Here is an 18,517-nt window from a genome sequence, read left to right as displayed (position 1 = left end):
TTCCTCATCCGCTTCATTTTTCTTAAAATTTCCGAAAAAAGTTTCTATTTCCTTTCATCGAAACGAAGGGATCGTTGTTTCTATAGTAAAACCACAAAAAATTGGAACCAGATCAACCGTTAATGCAAAGGGCCGCTTACCTGGTGCTCGGTTACCTGAGAGGGGAGCTGAGCGCGCAGGAGCGGGAAGAGCTGGACGCCTGGGTGGCCGCTTCGCCCGGGAACAGGGCTTTTTTTGAATCCCTTACGGCCGATGCGTCCCTTCACGATAAACTGGCCGCCTATGCCGTTACCGACGAGGAACAGGGCTGGCGGCGTTTTGCAGAAAAACATTTTCCCACAGAACAGGTAAAACCTGCCGCCCGCACCCTGCGTTTCGGTGGCCGTTGGTGGCTGGCTGCCGCCGTGGTGGCCGGTTTGGCCGCTGTCGGCACCTGGATGCTGATGCCGGGGAAACAACCGCAGCAACCGCCTGTGGCCGTGCAACCGGTGAACGACGCATTGCCCGGCGGCAATAAAGCCACGCTCACCCTGGCAGACGGCAGCACCGTTTCGCTGGACAGCGCCGGCAACCAGGTGATCGCCCAGCAGGGCGCCGCCATCAAACAAACCGGCGGCCTGCTGGTATACCAGTCGCAGGAAGCCGGCGCCATGCCCGTTTTTAACACCCTCAGAACGCCGCGCGGCGGGCAGTTCCGCATCACTTTGCCGGACGGCAGCGCCGTTTGGCTCAACGCCGAATCGTCCCTGCGGTTCCCGGTAGCCTTCAGCGGAGCGGAGCGCAGGGTGGAAATGACCGGCGAAGCATATTTCGAAATAAAACAGGACGCCGCGCATCCTTTCAGGGTGCAGGTAACGCCGCAAACCGAAGTAACCGTGCTGGGCACGCATTTCAACGTAAACGCTTACACCAACGAACCCGGCATCAGCGCCACTTTGCTGGAAGGCGCCGTGCAGGTGAAGGCCGGCAACGATTCCAGGCGGCTCAGTCCCGGGCAGCAGGCGCGGGTGAACCGCTCCGGGCAGATCACCGTGCTGCGCAACGTGGATACCGAAGAAGCGGTGGGCTGGAAAAACGAGATATTCTATTTCCGCGACGCGGACATTCAATCCGTAATGCGGCAGCTGGAACGCTGGTACGATGTGGAAGTGGAATACCGCGGGCAGATTCCGTCCCGCCGCTTCCAGGGCGAAATTCAACGCAACCTGAAACTCTCCGATGTGCTCGAGGGGCTTCGCAGCACGGGCATCGGGTTTAATATAGAAGGGAAAAAGATCGTCGTAATGCCTTAAAAACAGGAACCGGAGGCGCTTGGACCCGCCCCCGGTGAATGTCAGGAAATATAGCAACCAACTAGTTATTACTATTATCCAAACAATGCAAATCTATGCAATTGAATGATCATGCAAAGGCCCATTCCTTACCTGGGCTTTTTTCAACCAAACTAAGACGCACTATGAGATTAACTGTCATTCTCATGATCGTGGCGAGCCTGAAAGTTTCCGCCGGCTCTTATGCACAGAGCGTATCCCTGTCTCTGCGGAACGCACCGCTCGAAGAAGTGTTCACCGCTGTGAAAAAGCAGACCGGTTACCTGTTCTTTTACGACCGGGACCTGCTGCGCAGCACCCGTAACGTGACCATCAGCGCGCAAAACCAGCCGCTCGGCACTTTTCTCGCGGAAGTGTTCAAAGAACAGCCGCTGGATTATTCCATCAAAGATAAAACCATTTTCATCCGGCCTAAACCGGCCGCGCCCGCTTCTCCTTCCGCCAGCGTTGTATTGCAGGAAATAAAAGGCTCCGTGACCGGTGAAGATGGTCTTGCTTTGATCGGCGTAAGCATCAAGATCAAAGGCACTTCCACCGGTACGGTCACCGACGTGAACGGCGGCTTTTCGATCAACGCCGAGCCGGGAAGCGTGCTGGTAGTGTCTTTCATCGGATATGAAACCCGCGAAGTGACGGTGCCCGCCAACGGCCCGCTCGCCATCCGGCTGAAAGCGGCCGTAAGCTCGCTGGACGAAACCGTGGTGATCGGCTATGGTTCCGCGTCGAGGAGGAGCCTGACCAGCAGCGTGTCTTCCGTAAAAAGCAAAGACATCGAGAACAGCCCGGTGGTAGACCCCTTTGCGGCTATGCAGGGGCGTTTGGCCGGCGTGTTCATTTCATCCAGCAACGGTTTGCCCGGCGCGCGTTTCAACGTAACGCTGCGCGGCCAGAACTCGCTGCTGCAAAGCAATCAGCCGCTGTACGTGGTAGACGGCATCCCTTATTTCAACGAACCGCTCAACGACAATACCTTCAACAGCGCCAACGGCGAGCTGAGCCCGCTGGCCAGCATCAACCCTTCGGACATTGAAAGGATCGACGTGCTGAAAGACGCTGACGCTACCGCCATTTACGGTTCCCGCGCGGGCAACGGCGTAATACTGATCACCACCAAAAAAGGAAAGGCCGGCAAAGCGCGCGTGAACTTCAACGTATTCAGCGGCGCCAGCAAAGTGGTGAACAAGTTGCCGATGCTCAGCAACAGCGAATACCTGGAAATGCGCAAGGAAGCCTTCGCCAACGACGGCGAAACGCCTACCGAAGAAAACGCGCCCGACCTGCTGCTGTGGGACCAGCAGAAAGGCCGCGACTGGCAGAAGGAACTGATCGGCGGCACCGCGAACATCACGGAAGCGCAGGGCTCCGTGTCTGGCGGCACGGAACAAACGCGTTTTCTGCTCAGCGGCACCTATACCCGCCAAACGACGGTGATGCCGAACAATCCCGCCTATACGCGCGGTGCTTCGCATATCAATATCGATCACAACAGCGCCGATAAAAAATTCAACATCAGCGCGTCTGTGAACTATTCCAGCATTAAAGACCGCTCTATTGCCAGCGACCTCACGTATTATTATGACATGGTGCCCAACTATCCCGTATATGGGGACGACGGCAAGCTGTACTGGTTCAATACCATGCAGAACCCGTACGCCTATATCCCTCGGAGATCCAACGCCCGCACCAACAACCTCATCGCCAACAGCGTGATCCGTTATACCGTGCTGCCCGGCCTCAATGCCAAGGTGAATCTCGGCTACACCAACACGAACCTGGACCAGGTGCAGGTATACCCGAACATTGTGTTCAACCCGCAATCCAGTCCCGGCAGCATGACCTACTTCGGCAATACCGACGCCAGCTCATGGCTGGTGGAGCCGCAGCTGGAATACACCCGCACCGTCGCGAAAGGCGAATTGCAGGTGCTGGCCGGCGCTACCTGGCAGCAGAACCTGCGCGAAGGCAACCGCATCAACGCCACGAACTTTTCCAGCGATGCGCTGCTTGAAAACATGCAGGCGGCCGGCAACCTTGTAAGCACTTCTATTTACAGCCTGTACCGTTATACTTCCGCTTTCGGGCGCGTTACTTACAACTGGGACGAAAAATACGTGATCAACGGCAGCTTCCGCCGCGACGGTTCCACCCGTTTCGGCCCCGGCAACCGTTTTGGCAATTTCGGCGCCATCGGCGCAGCCTGGATCTTTTCCAACGAACCTTTCATTAAAGGCAACAACGTGCTGAGCTTTGGTAAACTGAGAGGCAGCTGGGGCACCGTAGGTTCCGACAACATCGGCACGAACGATTACCTGGATAGCTGGAGCCCCGTAGGTTTCATCTACGATGGCATCGCCGGCATCGCGCCTTCGCGCCTGGCGAACAACGACTATAAGTGGGAAGAATCGAGGAAGTCTGAAGTGGCTTTGGAACTGGGTTTCTTGCAGGACCGCATTCTCTTCAATACAAATTATTATTACAATGTCACGGGCAACCAGCTGATAGACTTCGCGCTAACGCCGCAAGTGGGCTTCGAAGCGCTGCGCGCCAACTTCGACGCGCTGGTGCAGAACAGCGGGTGGGAATTTGAGTTGAACACGGTGAACGTGCGGAAAAAGGACTTCACCTGGAACAGCTCCTTCAACCTTACCATCAACAAAAACAAGCTGAAGAAATTCGATGGTATCGAAAATTCCTCGTACAAAGATCAATACGTGGTGGGCGAATCGCTGACCATCCAGAAAGGGTATGAATTTTTACGCGTGAACCCGGACGATGGCGTGGCCGAGTTCCGCGACCTGGACGGCGACGGCGATATCTCCGAATTTACCGACTACGTGATACTCGGCCAGTACATGCCGAAATATTACGGCGGCCTGCAAAACTCGCTGCGGTATAAAAACCTTGAGCTGGACTTCCTGTTCCAGTTCGTAAACCAGGAAGGCCCGGGCATCAATTACGGTTATGAATCGAACCCGTACGGTGTGCTGGCCAACAAAGACCGCAGTGCGCTGAACCGCTGGCGCAAGAAAGGCGACATCACCAACTATCCCCGTGCCACCACTACCGGCGCAGACGTTGGCTGGGACCTGTACCGCCTGTCTACCGCAGTTTGGGGCGATGCCTCCTACATCCGTTTGAAGAACGTTTCATTGCGTTACGACCTCACCGCTTATGCCCGCGCGCTGAAATTGAGCCGGCTGGTGGTGTACGCCAATGCGCAGAACCTGCTCACCTTTACCGATTACGAAGGGCTTGATCCCGAAACGCAGGGCTTCAGAATGCCGCCGCTGAAAAATATTACCGCGGGCATTCAGCTTACTTTTTAATGGACCTTAAACAACAAACGATGAAAAGCATACAATTCCTGATCATAAGCGCCGCGGTTCTTTTCGCATCCTGCTCCAAATTTGTGGATACGCCAACGCCGAAAACCGAGCTGGTGTCGCAGCTGGTGTTCACGGACGATCAAACGGCTTCCGCTGCGGTGGTAGGCCTGTACGTGAACATGAACGGGTTCAATTACCAGTTCGCCAACTCGCTCATTAACTTTCTTACCGCCATGCAGGCAGACGACCTGTATTATTTCAGCACTTTTGAGAACTACAACGTGTTCCGTGAAGTGAGGCTGCTGCCAAACAGCAACTACGTGAACCAGTACTGGACGTTCTTATATTCTTACATATATCACTCCAATTCCTGCATTGAGGGGCTTACCGCGGCGCAGAACCTTACGCCTTCCGTGAAGGACCAGCTGCTGGGAGAATCCTACTTCATGCGCGCGTTCTTTTATTTTTACCTCGTCAATATGTATGGCGACGTGCCGCTGATCACTTCCACCGACTATGTGGAAAATGGCGCCAAAGGGCGCGACCCGGTACAGAGCGTATACACCCAGATCATCAGCGACCTCCAGCAGGCAAGATCGCTGATGGCGGATAATTACCAGACCTCCAACCGCGTACGCCCGAATAAATCCGCTGCAAACGCTTTGCTTGCAAGGGTTTTCCTGTATACGAAAGATTGGGCCAAAGCTGAGGCCGCAGCCACCGAGGTGCTTACCAACAGCCAGTACGACCTGCTGGAAGATCTGAACAGCGTGTTCCTCGCCAACAGCCGCGAAGCGATCTGGCAACTGCAGCCGGTGAACATCGCGGGGGGCCGCAATACCTGGGAAGGGTTTACCGTAGTGCCTTTTTCCGCCGCATCCACCGTTACTTTCCGGCTCGATACGACCAACCTGGTCGCGAAATTCGAGACCGGCGACACGCGGCTGGTTGACTGGACGGATGACCGCTATTTGTCCACCGGCGCGCACATCTACTGGCCGATGAAATACAAAGTGCGCAGCGGCGCTGCGGAAGTCACCGAATATTCCATGGTAATGCGTCTTGCCGAACAATTCCTGATCCGTGCGGAAGCGCGCATCCAGCAGGATAAGCTGAACGACGGTCGTTCCGACCTCGATTCCATCCGCCTGAGAGCGAACCTGCCCGTATTACCGGACAATCTCGGCAAATCAGCGCTGCTGCTGGCAGTGGAGAAGGAACGCCAGGTGGAGCTGTTCACCGAATGGGGCCACCGCTGGTTCGACCTGAAACGCACGAATCGTGCAGATGCCGTGCTGGGGCCGATCAAAGGCGCCGAGTGGCAAAAGACGGATACGCTGTATCCCATTCCTTCAGACGCCCGCAAAACCAACATAAAACTCACGCAGAACGATGGTTACAATCAATAAGATACTGGTACTGCTGCTGCTTCCCCTTTTTGCCGGGGCGCAGCAGCGGGTTACCATTCAGCCGGCCATGCCGGAGCGCGGGCAGACCGTTACAGTTACGTTCGACCCGTCCGTGCCGGGCTCGCCCATTCCCGCAAACGCTTCTTCGGTAACGCTGAACTTTACCTATTCCAATTTTTACGACCTGCCCTGGAAAATAAAAATGGATAAAAAAGACGGCAAATGGACGACCTCTTTTAAACTTGCGAAATTCGCGGCGTTCGCCACTTTTACGCTGATCAGCGGCGATTCCGTTGAGAAGCCCGGGCCCGGGAAACATTACGAAGTGCCCGTGTACGAAAACGGGAAACCGGTGGAGAACGGCAACCTGTACAAAGGTTACAGTCTCGGCGCGCAGCTCGGCAAAAGCCCGGTACTGGCCGCTTCGCAGGCTGCACAGTATGAAAAGGAGCTTGCGCTGTACCCGGATAACTACGAAGCGAAAGTGCGGCTGCTGCATTATAAAATGAGCATCAGCGAAGGAAAGGAAAAGGAAAAGTATTACAAACAGGCGCACAAAGTGATCGCCGACCGTTTTTATAAGGCGCCTACCGTGATGGGCAACGTCAATAAGGTAACCATGGCTTACCTGATACTCGGCGAAAGAAGCCGCGTGGATTCCATTTACAAAGTGGTTCGGGAGCGGTACCCGGATACCGGGATCGGCCGGGACCTCCGTGCGTCGGCGATCTCCCAGGAGCCGGATACCACACGCCGCATCGCATTGCTCGAAGCCGCGCTGAAAGCGGAAACGCCGCAGAACACCAGCGAATTCTCAGCCATGCACGAGCAATTGTTCGACCTGTACGCCGCGCGTAAAAACGAAGCCAAAGTAAGGTATCACGCGGCGAAGATCACGCTGGACACTACCAATCCTTACCTGCCCAATACGTACAAAAGCATGGCGCAAACCCTGCTGGACAACAACGTGGCGCCCGACCTGGCCCGCGGTTACGCGGAAAAGGCGCTGGCCATGGCAGACCGTTTCCCGGCGGGCATCATCCGTCATTTCCCGGAAACGGGGCATATCTATCCCGCTGTGGACGACAGCACGCGCCGCGCCGTAACGGCCAAAGCGAAGGCGAACATGCTGTCTATGCTCGGCCTGCTGAGCATGAAAGCCGGCGACACGCAAGACGCCGCCGCGAAAATGAAAGAAGCGCTGCAAACAAATACCGACAAGGAAACGCTGGACAATGTGGGCACGTTTTACCAGCTTGCTGGCATGCAGGAAGAGTTGAAAGCGCTGAACGCCCTGCGGGAAAAAGAGCTTGCCGCAAAGATCGCTGCGCAGCGGGTGAACCGCCCGGCCCCGTCGCTGGCCGCTTTTGTGGACATGAAAGGGAAACCGTTGAATGTTGAATCATTAAAAAACAAAGTGGTGCTGATCGATTTCTGGGCCACCTGGTGCATTCCATGCATGCAGGAAATGCCTTACATCCAGCGGCTGTACGACCAGTACAAAAACAATCCCGACGTGGCATTCATGATCGTGAACAGCGGCGCGCGTAACACATTGGCCGACGCGCAGGGATGGTCCGGCAACAAAAAATATTCCTTCCCGGTGTATTACAACACCGATCCGGAAGTAGGGGACAAGTTCAAATTCACGATCATTCCCGCTACTTACATCATCGATAAAAAAGGAAATATCCAGTTCGGCAATATCGGGTTCGAAGGCCCGGAGGTGGAAACAAAGCTCCGCCTGCAGCTGGAACAGGTTTTACAAGATTAATGGGAACCCCTATTGCATGGAAAAAGCCCTGGCGCGAAGCCGGGGCTTTTCTTTTTTTTGCAATGGATGAGATATGCAGTTTCTTTTTTTATTCGGTCTTGAGGCTTTTTGCCGGGTTGGCCACCGCTGCCTTGAATGTCTGCAAAACGATCAGCAGCATAGACACTGCGCCCAGCACCACGATCGTAAGCACGAACGGGTGCGCCGTAATATCCACGCGGTACATGTAATTCCCCAGCCACTTCTTCATGATAAGATATGCAACCGGTATGGCGGTCACCCCGCCGATCACGATCAGGCCGAGAAAATCTTTTACGAACAGCGCGGCGATACCGCCCGCGGAAGCGCCCAGCACTTTGCGGATGCCGATCTCTTTCGTGCGTTTGTGAATGCTCAGCGATACGAGGCCGAGTATGCCCAGCAGCACGATCACCAGCGAAAGCCCGGTGGCAAGGTAAGTGCCGCTCCGCAGCTGCATTTCCACGGCATACAAACGCGTCAACCGGTCGTCGATGAAATAATATTCGAAGGGCGCGCCGGGCATCAGCTCCGCCCATTTTGCGCGTACGGCCTCTATTCTGGCGGAAGGAGAGCCTGGTTTCATTTTGAAGGACATATACCGGTAGATCACCACGAAGTCGGTAGACATGATCATCATCGGGTCGATCTTCTCATGCATCGTTTTAAAATGAAAATCTTTGATCACGCCGGCCACGGTGTAAATATTCGGGTCGCCGTCGGAACGCAGCTGCTGGTTGAGCGCTTCCTGCGGCGCCCAGCCCATCGATCTCGCAAACGTTTCGTTGATCACCACCTTCCGGGGATCAGCCAGGGAAGCTGATTTGGTGAAATAATCCCCGGCGCTCAGCCGCAGGTCGTACAGCGACGCGTATTTGAGATCGGTATAGATGGTCATGGTGGAAATGGCCGTAGTGGAATCCGCGCCGGCTTTGAACACCGGCCGGTTGCCGGAATAATTGCCGTCGGGGATCTCGTAGGAAAGGCTCACGTTCTCCAGTTCGGGCATGCGCGCAAACTGGTCCCGCACGCCGTACATGCGCTGCAGTCCTTCCGGCGTCCAGTTGCGCGGCAGCTGCGCGGCGATCACAAATTCACGGTCGTACCCCAGGTCTTTTTTAAACAAAAAGCCGATCTGCTGGCTGATGATGATCGCGCCGATCAGCACCACGGCCGCGGTGAAGAACTGGAACGTGATCAGCGCCTTGCGCATCCAGATGTTTTCTTTCACCGTGCCCGGCTTGCCTTTCAACGAATCCACCGATTGAAGGGAAGACAATACGAACGCGGGATAAATGCCCGCCACGAAACCCGTGATCAGCACAAAAAGAACGGGGCAGATATAAAAATACAGGGGAAAGCTGAACAATCCCGGGATGCTGGTGCCGAGCATCCTGGAGAAATAATCCTGCCCCGCGATATACAGCCCGCAAGCCAGCAACGTAGCCACGGCCACGGTGAGGGTCGATTCCGTGAGGAATTGCAGGATCAGTTGCCTGCGCAGGCCGCCCAGCACTTTCCGCACGCCGATCTCTTTCATGCGCGAAGAAGATTTGCTGATGGAAAGGTTCACGAAGTTGATGATCGCCATGAAGAGGATAAACAGCGCCACGGCAGACAATGCGTACAGCATTTTCCTGACGATGCCGTTGTTCGCGTCGAGATGATAAATGCCAAGCGGCACGAGCGAAGGCGTGAGGTTGGCCGAAATATTGGGAGGAGCATGCTGCTGCAATAATTTTTGCATCGGCCGGGTCAGCGCTTCCGGTGCAACGCCGGGCTGCAGCTCCACGTAAGCGATGGTGTATTTGTTGAACCAGTTATTGATGTCGCGGTTGAAATAAGGCATGTTGCCCGTGGAAATGTAGAACTGGTTGGCATTGTCTGCATCCACACTGGTAACGGAATTATCTTTCGGGTCTTTCATCACCCCGGTGATGGTAAAAGGTTGTTTAACGCCCGCGAAGTTGCCGATGTCCAGGGTTTCGCCGAGCACGTCTGTTTTGCCGAAATATTTCCGGGCCTTGTTTTCAGTGATCACCAAACTGTACGGCCCGGTAAGTGCCGTTTTAGGGTCGCCCTGCGCCAGTTCGAAGCCGTACATCTCGAGCAGGGTGGAATCGCCCAGCTGCAGTCCTTCCCTGAAAGCCTTTTCGCCTTTGGACACGTTGGCGGTAACGCCGTCCCAGCGGTAAAAATTCTTCACCAGGTGCGGGTATTCTTCCTTCATCGCGCGGGCCAGCATGCCCACGGTGGTAAGCTCGCCACCCTGGCTGCTTTCCTTCCAGCGGCTCTGGATAATATATTGACGGTCCGCGTTCTTCAGCCCCTTGTTCACATTCAATTCCTTCCACACAAAAGCCGCCACCAGCAGGCTGAACCCGATGCCGGCGGAAAGCCCCAGTACATTTACAAAAGCATACAACCGGCTTTTGCGGAAATTGCGCCATGCGATCCTGATGTAGTTAGATATCATAATGCTGCGTTGATTGCCCCCTGGACCGCGAATTTGATGCCGATACGCATAGAATTGATAATCAATTTGTTTTGATTCGTCATTTGTCCGATCCCGGCCGGTGATTGTCCGCATGCGGACACTTCGTACATTCGGTAAGTGAAGTATCTCATTCATTTCCTGTATGTTGCCTGGTATTGGGATGTTAACCTTGCTTTTTTTATCGTGAAGCGGGAGATAGCCGGCGAGCGGAAGTATCGCATCAATACCATAGGGACCGACAACCTGGAAGGGTTGATCCCCGTGGAGGAGCGCGCACATGTAACGATGTACGAGCCGGTAAATTATTTCAGCGCGGAGTGGCTGATGGACAAAGTGACCGAAGCGGAAAAACAGACCGGTTTCCTCGACGTGGGATGCGGCAAGGGGCGGGTGCTGGCCATTGCGGAGGCATACGGGTTCAGATCGGTAACAGGCATCGATATTTCACCGAAATTGCTCGCCACGATCCCGCCGGGGCGTTTTATAATCCATTGCATCGATGCGAGAAAATATGATATTCCCGATCACACGGGCGTGATCTTCCTGTTCAATCCTTTTGATGAAAAGTTGATGAAAGATTTTATCGGGAAGGTGAAGGAGAGCCTGGAAAGGAAAAACCGCCCGCTGAAAGTTCTATACGCAAACCCGCGCTGCCGGCAACTTTGGCTGGACGCCGGGTTTGAAGAAACAGATTTTTTTACGAAAATGAAATACCTGCAGGGCTCCGTGCTCGAATGGAGCGGGAAGATAAAGGCCGAAATATAAATTAGGAAATACCTGGAGGAATTTCTAACTTGGTATCAGTGAACAATGAAATGCCGCAACGGCACTAATATCTTATTACTTGCCTCCGGGGGAACACAATATTATCTGGGAAAGGTTTAAGAATGGGGATCTGCAGGCCCTGGAGGAGATATATTGCGCCCACGTGAAATCCATGGTCAGGTACGGCCGCAAGATCACCCATAACCTCGATCTGATACAGGACAGCATCCAGGACCTTTTCATAGAACTGTGGAAGAACCGCCAAAACCTTTCAGACACCACGCATCCGCAATATTATCTTTTCCGCGCGCTGCGCAATAAATTAGCCAAAGCCCATTCCCGCCAGTCTTTCGTGAGCGAATCGGAGCTGCGCCTGGCGTCGGACAGCCTGCAGGTGGAATACGTGGAGCTGGAGATCATGGCGCGGGAAGTGGAAGTACAGACCCGCAATACGCTCAAACATTTGCTGGAACAATTACCCCTTCGCCAGCAGGAAGTGATCCACCTCCGTTTTTACCACAATTTCCCTTACGAGCAGATCGCGGAGCTGATGGGCATGAACTACCAGTCTGTGCTCAACCTCATGCAACGCGCCCTGAAAGCCCTGCGCAAAGCTTACGCCGCCCGCCCGGACCGGCCCTGAATTTTTTTTAAAAAAAATCAGCCCCGAAGTGAGTATAAAAGGAGGGAACCGTCCATTACCTTATATACGTTATGCATCCATACGAAGAGCACATACATCATTTACTGCTGGACAACCGGTTCATAGACTGGGTGGTGAACCCCCAGAGCCCGTATGCGGAATACTGGCTGCAATGGATCGCGGCGGACAATGAAAATGCGGCGCTGGCGGAAGAAGCAAAACGTTTTATTCTCGAAATGCGCCGGGCGGAGCAGGAGGGAGCGGAAGACGTTCATGAAGACAAGCTGGACGAAATGCTGGCGAACATAAAAACCGGCATTGCCCCCGGGCGCAGGGGCGGCGGCCATAAAAAATTGCTCTGGTTGGCGGCAGCCATCGTAACCGGCGCAATGGCAGTGTCCACTTTATTTTTTCTTCCCAAAACGCATCCCGGGCAGGAAGGCTCGGCCAGCCAGGTGGAAGCGGCGGACGTAGTGCGGTACAACGGTAACAAGGAAGACGAGCTGCTGTTCCTCCCCGACGGCTCCAAAGTGATCTTGTCCAAAGGCGCGCGCATATCCTACAATTTATTAATGAACGGCAGCAAAAGGGAGATCACCCTTTCCGGCGACGCATTCTTCGACGTGGCGCCCAACGCCCAGAAGCCGTTTTATATTTATACGCAGCATGTAGTGGTGAAGGTGCTGGGCACGAGCTTTAAGGTGAACGCCTCCGGCGGAAAGGAATCTGTGGCGGTAAGCACCGGCAAAGTATCTGTTTACCTCAAAGGGCAGGACCTGGAGCAATCCGCCGCGCAGATCGTGCTGCCGAAGCAGGTGGTGTCGCTCACGGAAGACCGCCGTGCGCTTACCACCAACGAATGGAGTGGAAAATACCCCGCGGCGGCCGCGCTGCAAAAGCCGGTAAGCTACGATTTTGAAGAAGCGCCGCTTTCCACCGTATTGACGACCCTTGAAAAGATGTACGCAATTCCCGTTAAATACAACGAAGATTCGTTCAATAATTGTTTTATCACCATTTCGTTAGGAGACGAGAGCCTGGAAGAGATACTGAAAGTGATCACCAGAACGGTCGATGCATCGTACAGCATGAGCAGCTATGGCATTACAATAGAAGGCAAAGGCTGCAGGTAATAGTTTAAGAGCAATAAGTCTAATCACATACCGCCAAAATTGAGGAAAACGCCGAAAAACGACAACGGTATCCCCGTGCCCTGGATCAAGCTATGTTTTATCAACTAAATCGTTCAGCAATGAAGAAAATTTATTCCACTTCGTTTTTTATGAAGGCCGCCCTGGTACATTATTTTCTTACACTTGCTATTTCCGTGGCAGCGTCCGCCGCTCCTGCAAACGGACAAGGCATACTAGACAAGAAAATATCCCTTTCCGTGGAAAATGAAGCCTTCAGGACCGTACTGGAGAAGATCAGCCGCAAAGCCGGCGTTAAATTTTCCTACACCCGCAACACGCTTCCCGAAAAGGAAAAGGTGAGCCTCAAAGCGCAGGATGAAACACTCGCGCGTGTATTCACCCAGCTTTTTCAACCTTACGACATACAGTTCGAAGCCATCGGCAGCCAGGTGGTGCTCAAACGCAACCGCCTGTTCGCTTTGCTGAAAAGTGAGAACGATATGGCCGTGACCATGGAAGCCGTACGTTTCAAAAAAGTGACCGGCACCGTGAAAGACGCGGGAGGTGTGCCCATCCCCGGCGTCAGCGTAGTGATCAAAGGCACGCGCAAAGGCGCCAGCACCGACGGCGAAGGCCGTTTTGAACTGGACGCGGAAGACGGCAGCGTGCTCGAACTTTCCGCCATCGGGTATAAAACCATTTCACTGCATATCACCGCCGAAACATCTTACGCCGTAACAATGGAAGTAGACGAAAAGGCGCTAGGCGAAGTAGTGGTGACGGCCATGGGCGTGAAACGCTCGCCGCGCTCGCTCGGTTATTCCGTGCAGAAAGTGACGGGAGACGACATCAACGTTGCACAGGCGCCCACCATCGCGCAGGGCCTTATGGGCAAAGTGGCCGGGCTTAACATCAGCCAGGCTTCCGGCGGCGTGGAAGGCGGTTCTTCCCGTCTTGTGATCCGCGGCAACACTTCGCTCACCGGAGACAACCGCGCGCTTGTGATCGTAGACGGCGTGGCCATTAACAACGACCCCGTGAACAACAACGCCAACAATGGCGGCGGCGGCGCGGTAGGTACGCAGCTCGGTGCGGACGTGAGCGGTTACAACGACTGGGGCACCGGCCTCAATTTCATCAATCCTGAAGACATCGAAGACGTGACGGTGCTGAAAGGCCCTGCTGCTGCCGCATTGTATGGCGCGCGCGGCGCCAACGGGGTGATACTCGTTACCCGCAAAAAAGGCGAGAAAAGAAAAGGCCTGGGCGTGGATTATTCTTTCTCCCACCGTAAAACCAAGGTTTACGAATTTCTCGATTTCCAGAACTCATACGGCTCCGGCCTGGTAGGCTCCATGTGGACGGCCGACCAGCAGAAGCAGTTCCCCGTGAACGGCAGCGGCCAGCGCATGCAGATCGCTACCTATCCTCCCGGCAACCCGGTGCCCGGCGATTATAAAAGTCATGCCCTGGGTTATTTGCCCTACGGCAACCCCACTGCCGCATGGAACCTTTTTTCTTTCCCCAGCGGCCTTTCCTGGGGCCCGCGCTTCGACAACCAGCCGATACTCTGGTACGACGGCGTGCAGCGGCCTTATTCCGCGCAGCCGGACAACTGGAAGGACTATTTCCCGGACGGTTATGTGAACCAGCATAACGTATCCGTGTCCGGCGGCGGCGATTTCGGGACTATCCGTTTTTCTTATACGAGAGACGACAGCAAGGCGAACATTCCGAACAGCAACTTCAAGAACAATACGTTCAACCTCGGTTCCAGCATCAAGATCAGTAAAATTTTGTCCGCTGACATCACAGCCAGCTACGTGAATTATACAAGACTGAACACCCCGCCCGTGGGAGCCGGCGCATTTATGGCCGGTTTTTCCTACGCGGCTACCCGCGACTTCCGGTCTGACGTGGAAATGCTCAACAACTTCAACGCAGACGGATCGCAGCAGAACGTGACGGATCAGAACAATTTTCCCGCCGGTTCTCCGCGGTACCCGTATTATTCCTACATGGCCAATTCTTTCTGGAACATTTACAATAACAATACGACCTTCAACCGCAACCAGCTGATCGGCGGCCTGAAATTGACGGCAAACATCACGGACTGGCTGAGCGCCACCGCACAGGCCAGCCTGGATAATTCGTCAGACGGAACGGAGATAAAAGAATACCCCAAAAATATCCAGGGCACTACCGGCGCGTACCGCGAAGCGATTGCCCGCAACCTCAGCCGGAACATGAGCGCCATGGTGAGGGTGTATAAAGACAATCTCTGGGGTAAATCTTTCAACGCCAGTCTTACCGGCGGCGTGGAATCTTACTACCGCAACGACTATACGGTGAGCAACAGCACGAAAGGCAGCTTTATCAAACCTTTCATTTTCGCGCTGGACAATGGCGCCGAAACGCCCGATCCGGCCAGGGAGCTGCGTTTTACAAAAAAGATCAACTCCGCTTTCGGTTTCCTGGATGTGTCCTATAAAAATTATCTTTTCCTGCAGGTTACCGGCCGTAACGACTGGTCTTCCACCCTGTCCAAAAACAACAACTCCTACTTTTATCCTTCTGTTAACCTGAGCTACGTATTTACGGACGGCATCACGGGCATGCAGAACGCGCTGCCCTGGCTGAACTTCGGTAAGCTGAGCGTGTCTTTCGCCGAAACCGGCAGCGACACCGATCCGTATTCCATCTTCAACGTGCTGAACACCATCAACTTCAACGGGCAGGCGGCACAGACTTATCCCGCACAGCTGAAATTTGCCGGCATTGCGCCGCAAAGAAGCCGCCAGTATGAAGTGGGCCTTAGCCTCGGTATGTTCAACAACCGCCTGAATATGGAAGTAACGGCATACACCATGAAAACGTTCAACCAGATACTCACCAACGCGTTGCCGCAGTCTTCCGGCTGGACCAGCGTGCAGCTGAACAGGGGAGAGCTGGGCAACAAAGGCATCGAGTTCATCATCAACGCTACTCCCGTAAGCACCAAAAACTTCAGCTGGAGCATTGCATTGAACGGCGCGCATGCGCAGAACAAGATCCTGGCGCTGGATGAAGGCACCGAAGAACTTACGCTGGGCAGCTTTTTCGGCGGCAGCGGCGTTTCGCAGCGCGTAAAAGTGGGAGAGAACTATGGCACGATCTACGGCAGGGATTATACCTACCTCAACGGCAAACGCGTGGTGAAAAGGGCCATCAACCCTGATACCAAGGAAGAATTGTATTATGACGTGAACGGCACGCGTTATGCGGGCGGTACGCAGTGGGTGCTTACAGACAGCGAAGTGCCCATCGGCAACTCGCAGCCTTTCCTCACGGGCGGCATCGCAAATACTTTCCGTTATAAATCGTTCAGCCTGTACGCCATGGTAGACGGCAAGTTCGGCGGCGATACTTATTTCGGCACTTACGCGGCCGCCATGGGTAACGGTTTGCTGAATGAAACGACAAAAGAAAGAGACGGCGGCGGTCTTCCCTACGTTTATCCCGACGGTACCACAGACAACACCGGCGTGATGTTCGACGGCGTGTTCGCCGACGGCAAACCCAATACGGACGTGGTAAGTTATCCCTGGAAATACCTGGGCACCTACACTTCCTGGAACCACGTTGGCGTGCCGCGCTCGGCTTCAGTGTTCGAGAATACGTGGATGAAACTGCGCGAAGTAGCGCTTACTTACCAGGTGCCGCAGGATATGGTGCGTAAAACGAAGGTCTTTCAAAATCTGAGCCTGTCGCTGATCGGCCGCGACCTGTTCTACATCTTCACCACTATTCCCAAAGGCCTGAACCCCGAGGGCGTGAACGGTATCGGCAACATGCAGGGCATCGAATATTCTTCCATGCCGCGCATCCGCTCATTTGGTTTCACCGTAAAAGCCGCATTCTAAATTTTAAAAAGACCGACAATGAAAATCATACCAAACATATTATTCGCTTCCGTCGTTTTCGGTGCTTTGCTCAGTTCCGTATCGTGCAGGAAGGATTTCGAGGAGCTTAACCAACCGTACAACCAGGCCGGCGAAGCAACCGCTACCATACCCGGCCTGTACAACGGGCTCGTGTCTTCCCTCGCCAAATACGGCGACGATATCCTGAATGTAGGGGTGCTTTACCCGACGGCCAACCAGCAGGCCTTTCAGAACATCTCCACCCCGTTCATCAACTACGCTGGCGGCTTCTGGAGCCAGTATTACCCTGACCTGGTTACTTACCGCTCGTTGTTGAAAAAGATCGCCGAACAAACGGACCCCGCATCGTTCAACAACGTGAAATATATGGCCACCATCCTGCTGGCCTCCAAAACGCTGCGTATGCTCGATTATTATGGCGACATCCCGTACTCGCAGGCAGGCAAGGCCAACGAAGGCGCCACCAGTTTCCGCCCCGCGTACGATGCCGCCCCGGATGTCTACAAAAGTGTGCTGGAAGACCTGAAAGAAGCAGCAGACGGGCTTTCCAACGACGCTTCCCAGGTTAGCATCGGCGCATCCGAAAGTTATCTCGGCGGAGACATCACGGCATGGAAAAAGTTTGGCAACGCTCTGCGCCTCCGTTACGCCGTGAGGTTATACAATAAAGAAAACGCCGTCGCGTCTGCCATCATCACCGATATCATCAACGGCAACAAACCGCTGCCCAACAACCAGCAGGCGGGCAGCATGCAAAAGAACAATTTCGGTTTCTGGCCCAATCTCGTTACCACTACCAGCACCACCAAAGAATCGCTGGACAGCAAATGGAACTCCTACCGCGAACTGTCTATCTCCAACATGCGGATGAGCAGCAACGTATGGAACCAGATGTCTTCCACCAACGCCACCAACGGCTCCGGCATTTTCGACCCGAGATGTTTCGTGTTTTTCCAGACGAACGACGCCAATCTGTGGGTGCCGCAGCCGCAGGACGGTTCGCAGACCGAAGGCGGCACGCCTTACGGCACACCGGGAGCCGCCGAGATCACCGCGCGCAAACCTTTCGGCACCGACGCCGGCAATAAATTCGCATCGTTTAATTTCTGGATCGCGTACGACAGGCTGTTTTACCCGATACTGGTGATCACCGAAGCGGACGTGCATTTCCTGCTGGCTGAAATTTACCAGCGCGGCATGGGCGTGCCGAAAGACGTGACTAAAGCGAAAACAGAATATGAAGCAGGCATCCGGTCGTCTGTGGACTTCTGGTATGATTACACCAAAACGTCTGCTGTATGGACGACCAAGCCTACCGCGCCAACACCCGCGCAGATGACCGCTATGCTTATCAATCCAAAAGTGATATACAACGGCGCGAACGATGCGGACGCATTAAGGAAGATCGCCACGCAGGCCTGGCTGGCCACCATGTTCCAGCCCTGGGAAGCCTGGGCCATCGTGCGCAGAACGCAGCTGACGCCGCGCGACCCGAACCTGCCGCCGCTGTCTGTCAACCGCATGCCCTACCCGGACGATGAAAATGTAAATAATCACGAAAACTGGCAAAAGGCTTCCGGTGGCAAATCCGCCACCGACCAGGTGTCCGTTAAAGTGTACTGGATGCAGTAAAAACTGCAGCAGATTATCCTGTGTTGAAGGTTCCCGCTTTCGTGGCGGGAACTTTTTTTTATGAAG

General features: G+C 54.4%; 10 protein-coding genes. 9 read left to right on the top strand and 1 reads right to left on the bottom strand.

The genetic code is table 11. The features are described 5' to 3' along the window. The first annotated feature begins 101 nt into the window (after nt 1-101). The 4 genes from J7I43_RS08510 (at nt 102) to J7I43_RS08495 (ending at nt 7,840) form a co-directional block, all read left to right on the top strand. Nucleotides 102-1,292 (top strand): FecR family protein, encoded by a 1,191-nt coding sequence (locus J7I43_RS08510; RefSeq protein WP_209145248.1) that lies wholly within the window; start codon nt 102-104, stop codon nt 1,290-1,292. Between the two features lie 164 nt (nt 1,293-1,456). Further along, complete coding sequence (locus J7I43_RS08505; protein ID WP_209145247.1) at nt 1,457-4,657, top strand: SusC/RagA family TonB-linked outer membrane protein; 3,201 nt, start codon at nt 1,457-1,459, stop codon at nt 4,655-4,657. Between the two features lie 20 nt (nt 4,658-4,677). Continuing rightward, the gene (locus J7I43_RS08500; RefSeq protein WP_209145246.1) at nt 4,678-6,066 is read left to right on the top strand and encodes a RagB/SusD family nutrient uptake outer membrane protein; all 1,389 of its coding nucleotides are present in this window, start codon (nt 4,678-4,680) and stop codon (nt 6,064-6,066) included. Then, nucleotides 6,050-7,840, top strand: coding sequence for a redoxin family protein (locus tag J7I43_RS08495; protein ID WP_209145245.1), 1,791 nt, complete (start codon nt 6,050-6,052; stop codon nt 7,838-7,840). The genes J7I43_RS08500 and J7I43_RS08495 overlap by 17 nt, the downstream gene beginning before the upstream one ends. Before the next feature lie 88 nt (nt 7,841-7,928). Here the strand turns inward: J7I43_RS08495 and J7I43_RS08490 are convergent, their stop codons facing one another. Then, nucleotides 7,929-10,334 carry an ABC transporter permease gene (locus tag J7I43_RS08490; RefSeq protein WP_209145244.1) on the bottom strand — a complete coding sequence of 802 codons (2,406 nt, stop codon included), beginning with the start codon at nt 10,332-10,334 and terminating at the stop codon, nt 7,929-7,931. A gap of 138 nt (nt 10,335-10,472) precedes the next feature. On the opposite strand from J7I43_RS08490, the gene J7I43_RS08485 reads away from it, so the two are divergent. The 5 genes from J7I43_RS08485 (at nt 10,473) to J7I43_RS08465 (ending at nt 18,451) form a co-directional block, all read left to right on the top strand. Next, nucleotides 10,473-11,120: a class I SAM-dependent methyltransferase gene (locus J7I43_RS08485; protein ID WP_209145243.1), complete on the top strand. Its 648-nt coding sequence runs from the start codon at nt 10,473-10,475 to the stop codon at nt 11,118-11,120. 79 nt (nt 11,121-11,199) lie between these two features. Continuing rightward, nucleotides 11,200-11,763, top strand: coding sequence for an RNA polymerase sigma factor (locus J7I43_RS08480; RefSeq protein WP_262898668.1), 564 nt, complete (start codon nt 11,200-11,202; stop codon nt 11,761-11,763). A gap of 71 nt (nt 11,764-11,834) precedes the next feature. Beyond that, on the top strand, nt 11,835-12,896 hold the full coding sequence (locus J7I43_RS08475) for a FecR family protein (RefSeq protein ID WP_209145241.1): 1,062 nt from the start codon (nt 11,835-11,837) through the stop codon (nt 12,894-12,896). Between the two features lie 119 nt (nt 12,897-13,015). After that, nucleotides 13,016-16,798: a SusC/RagA family TonB-linked outer membrane protein gene (locus J7I43_RS08470; protein WP_209145240.1), complete on the top strand. Its 3,783-nt coding sequence runs from the start codon at nt 13,016-13,018 to the stop codon at nt 16,796-16,798. A gap of 18 nt (nt 16,799-16,816) precedes the next feature. Beyond that, complete coding sequence (locus J7I43_RS08465; RefSeq protein ID WP_209145239.1) at nt 16,817-18,451, top strand: SusD/RagB family nutrient-binding outer membrane lipoprotein; 1,635 nt, start codon at nt 16,817-16,819, stop codon at nt 18,449-18,451. The last annotated feature ends 66 nt before the right edge of the window (nt 18,452-18,517 follow it).

The organism is Chitinophaga chungangae (genome assembly GCF_017742215.1).
Taxonomy (GTDB): Bacteria; Bacteroidota; Bacteroidia; order Chitinophagales; family Chitinophagaceae; genus Chitinophaga; species Chitinophaga chungangae.
This window is presented reverse-complemented; position numbering and strand designations above follow the sequence as displayed.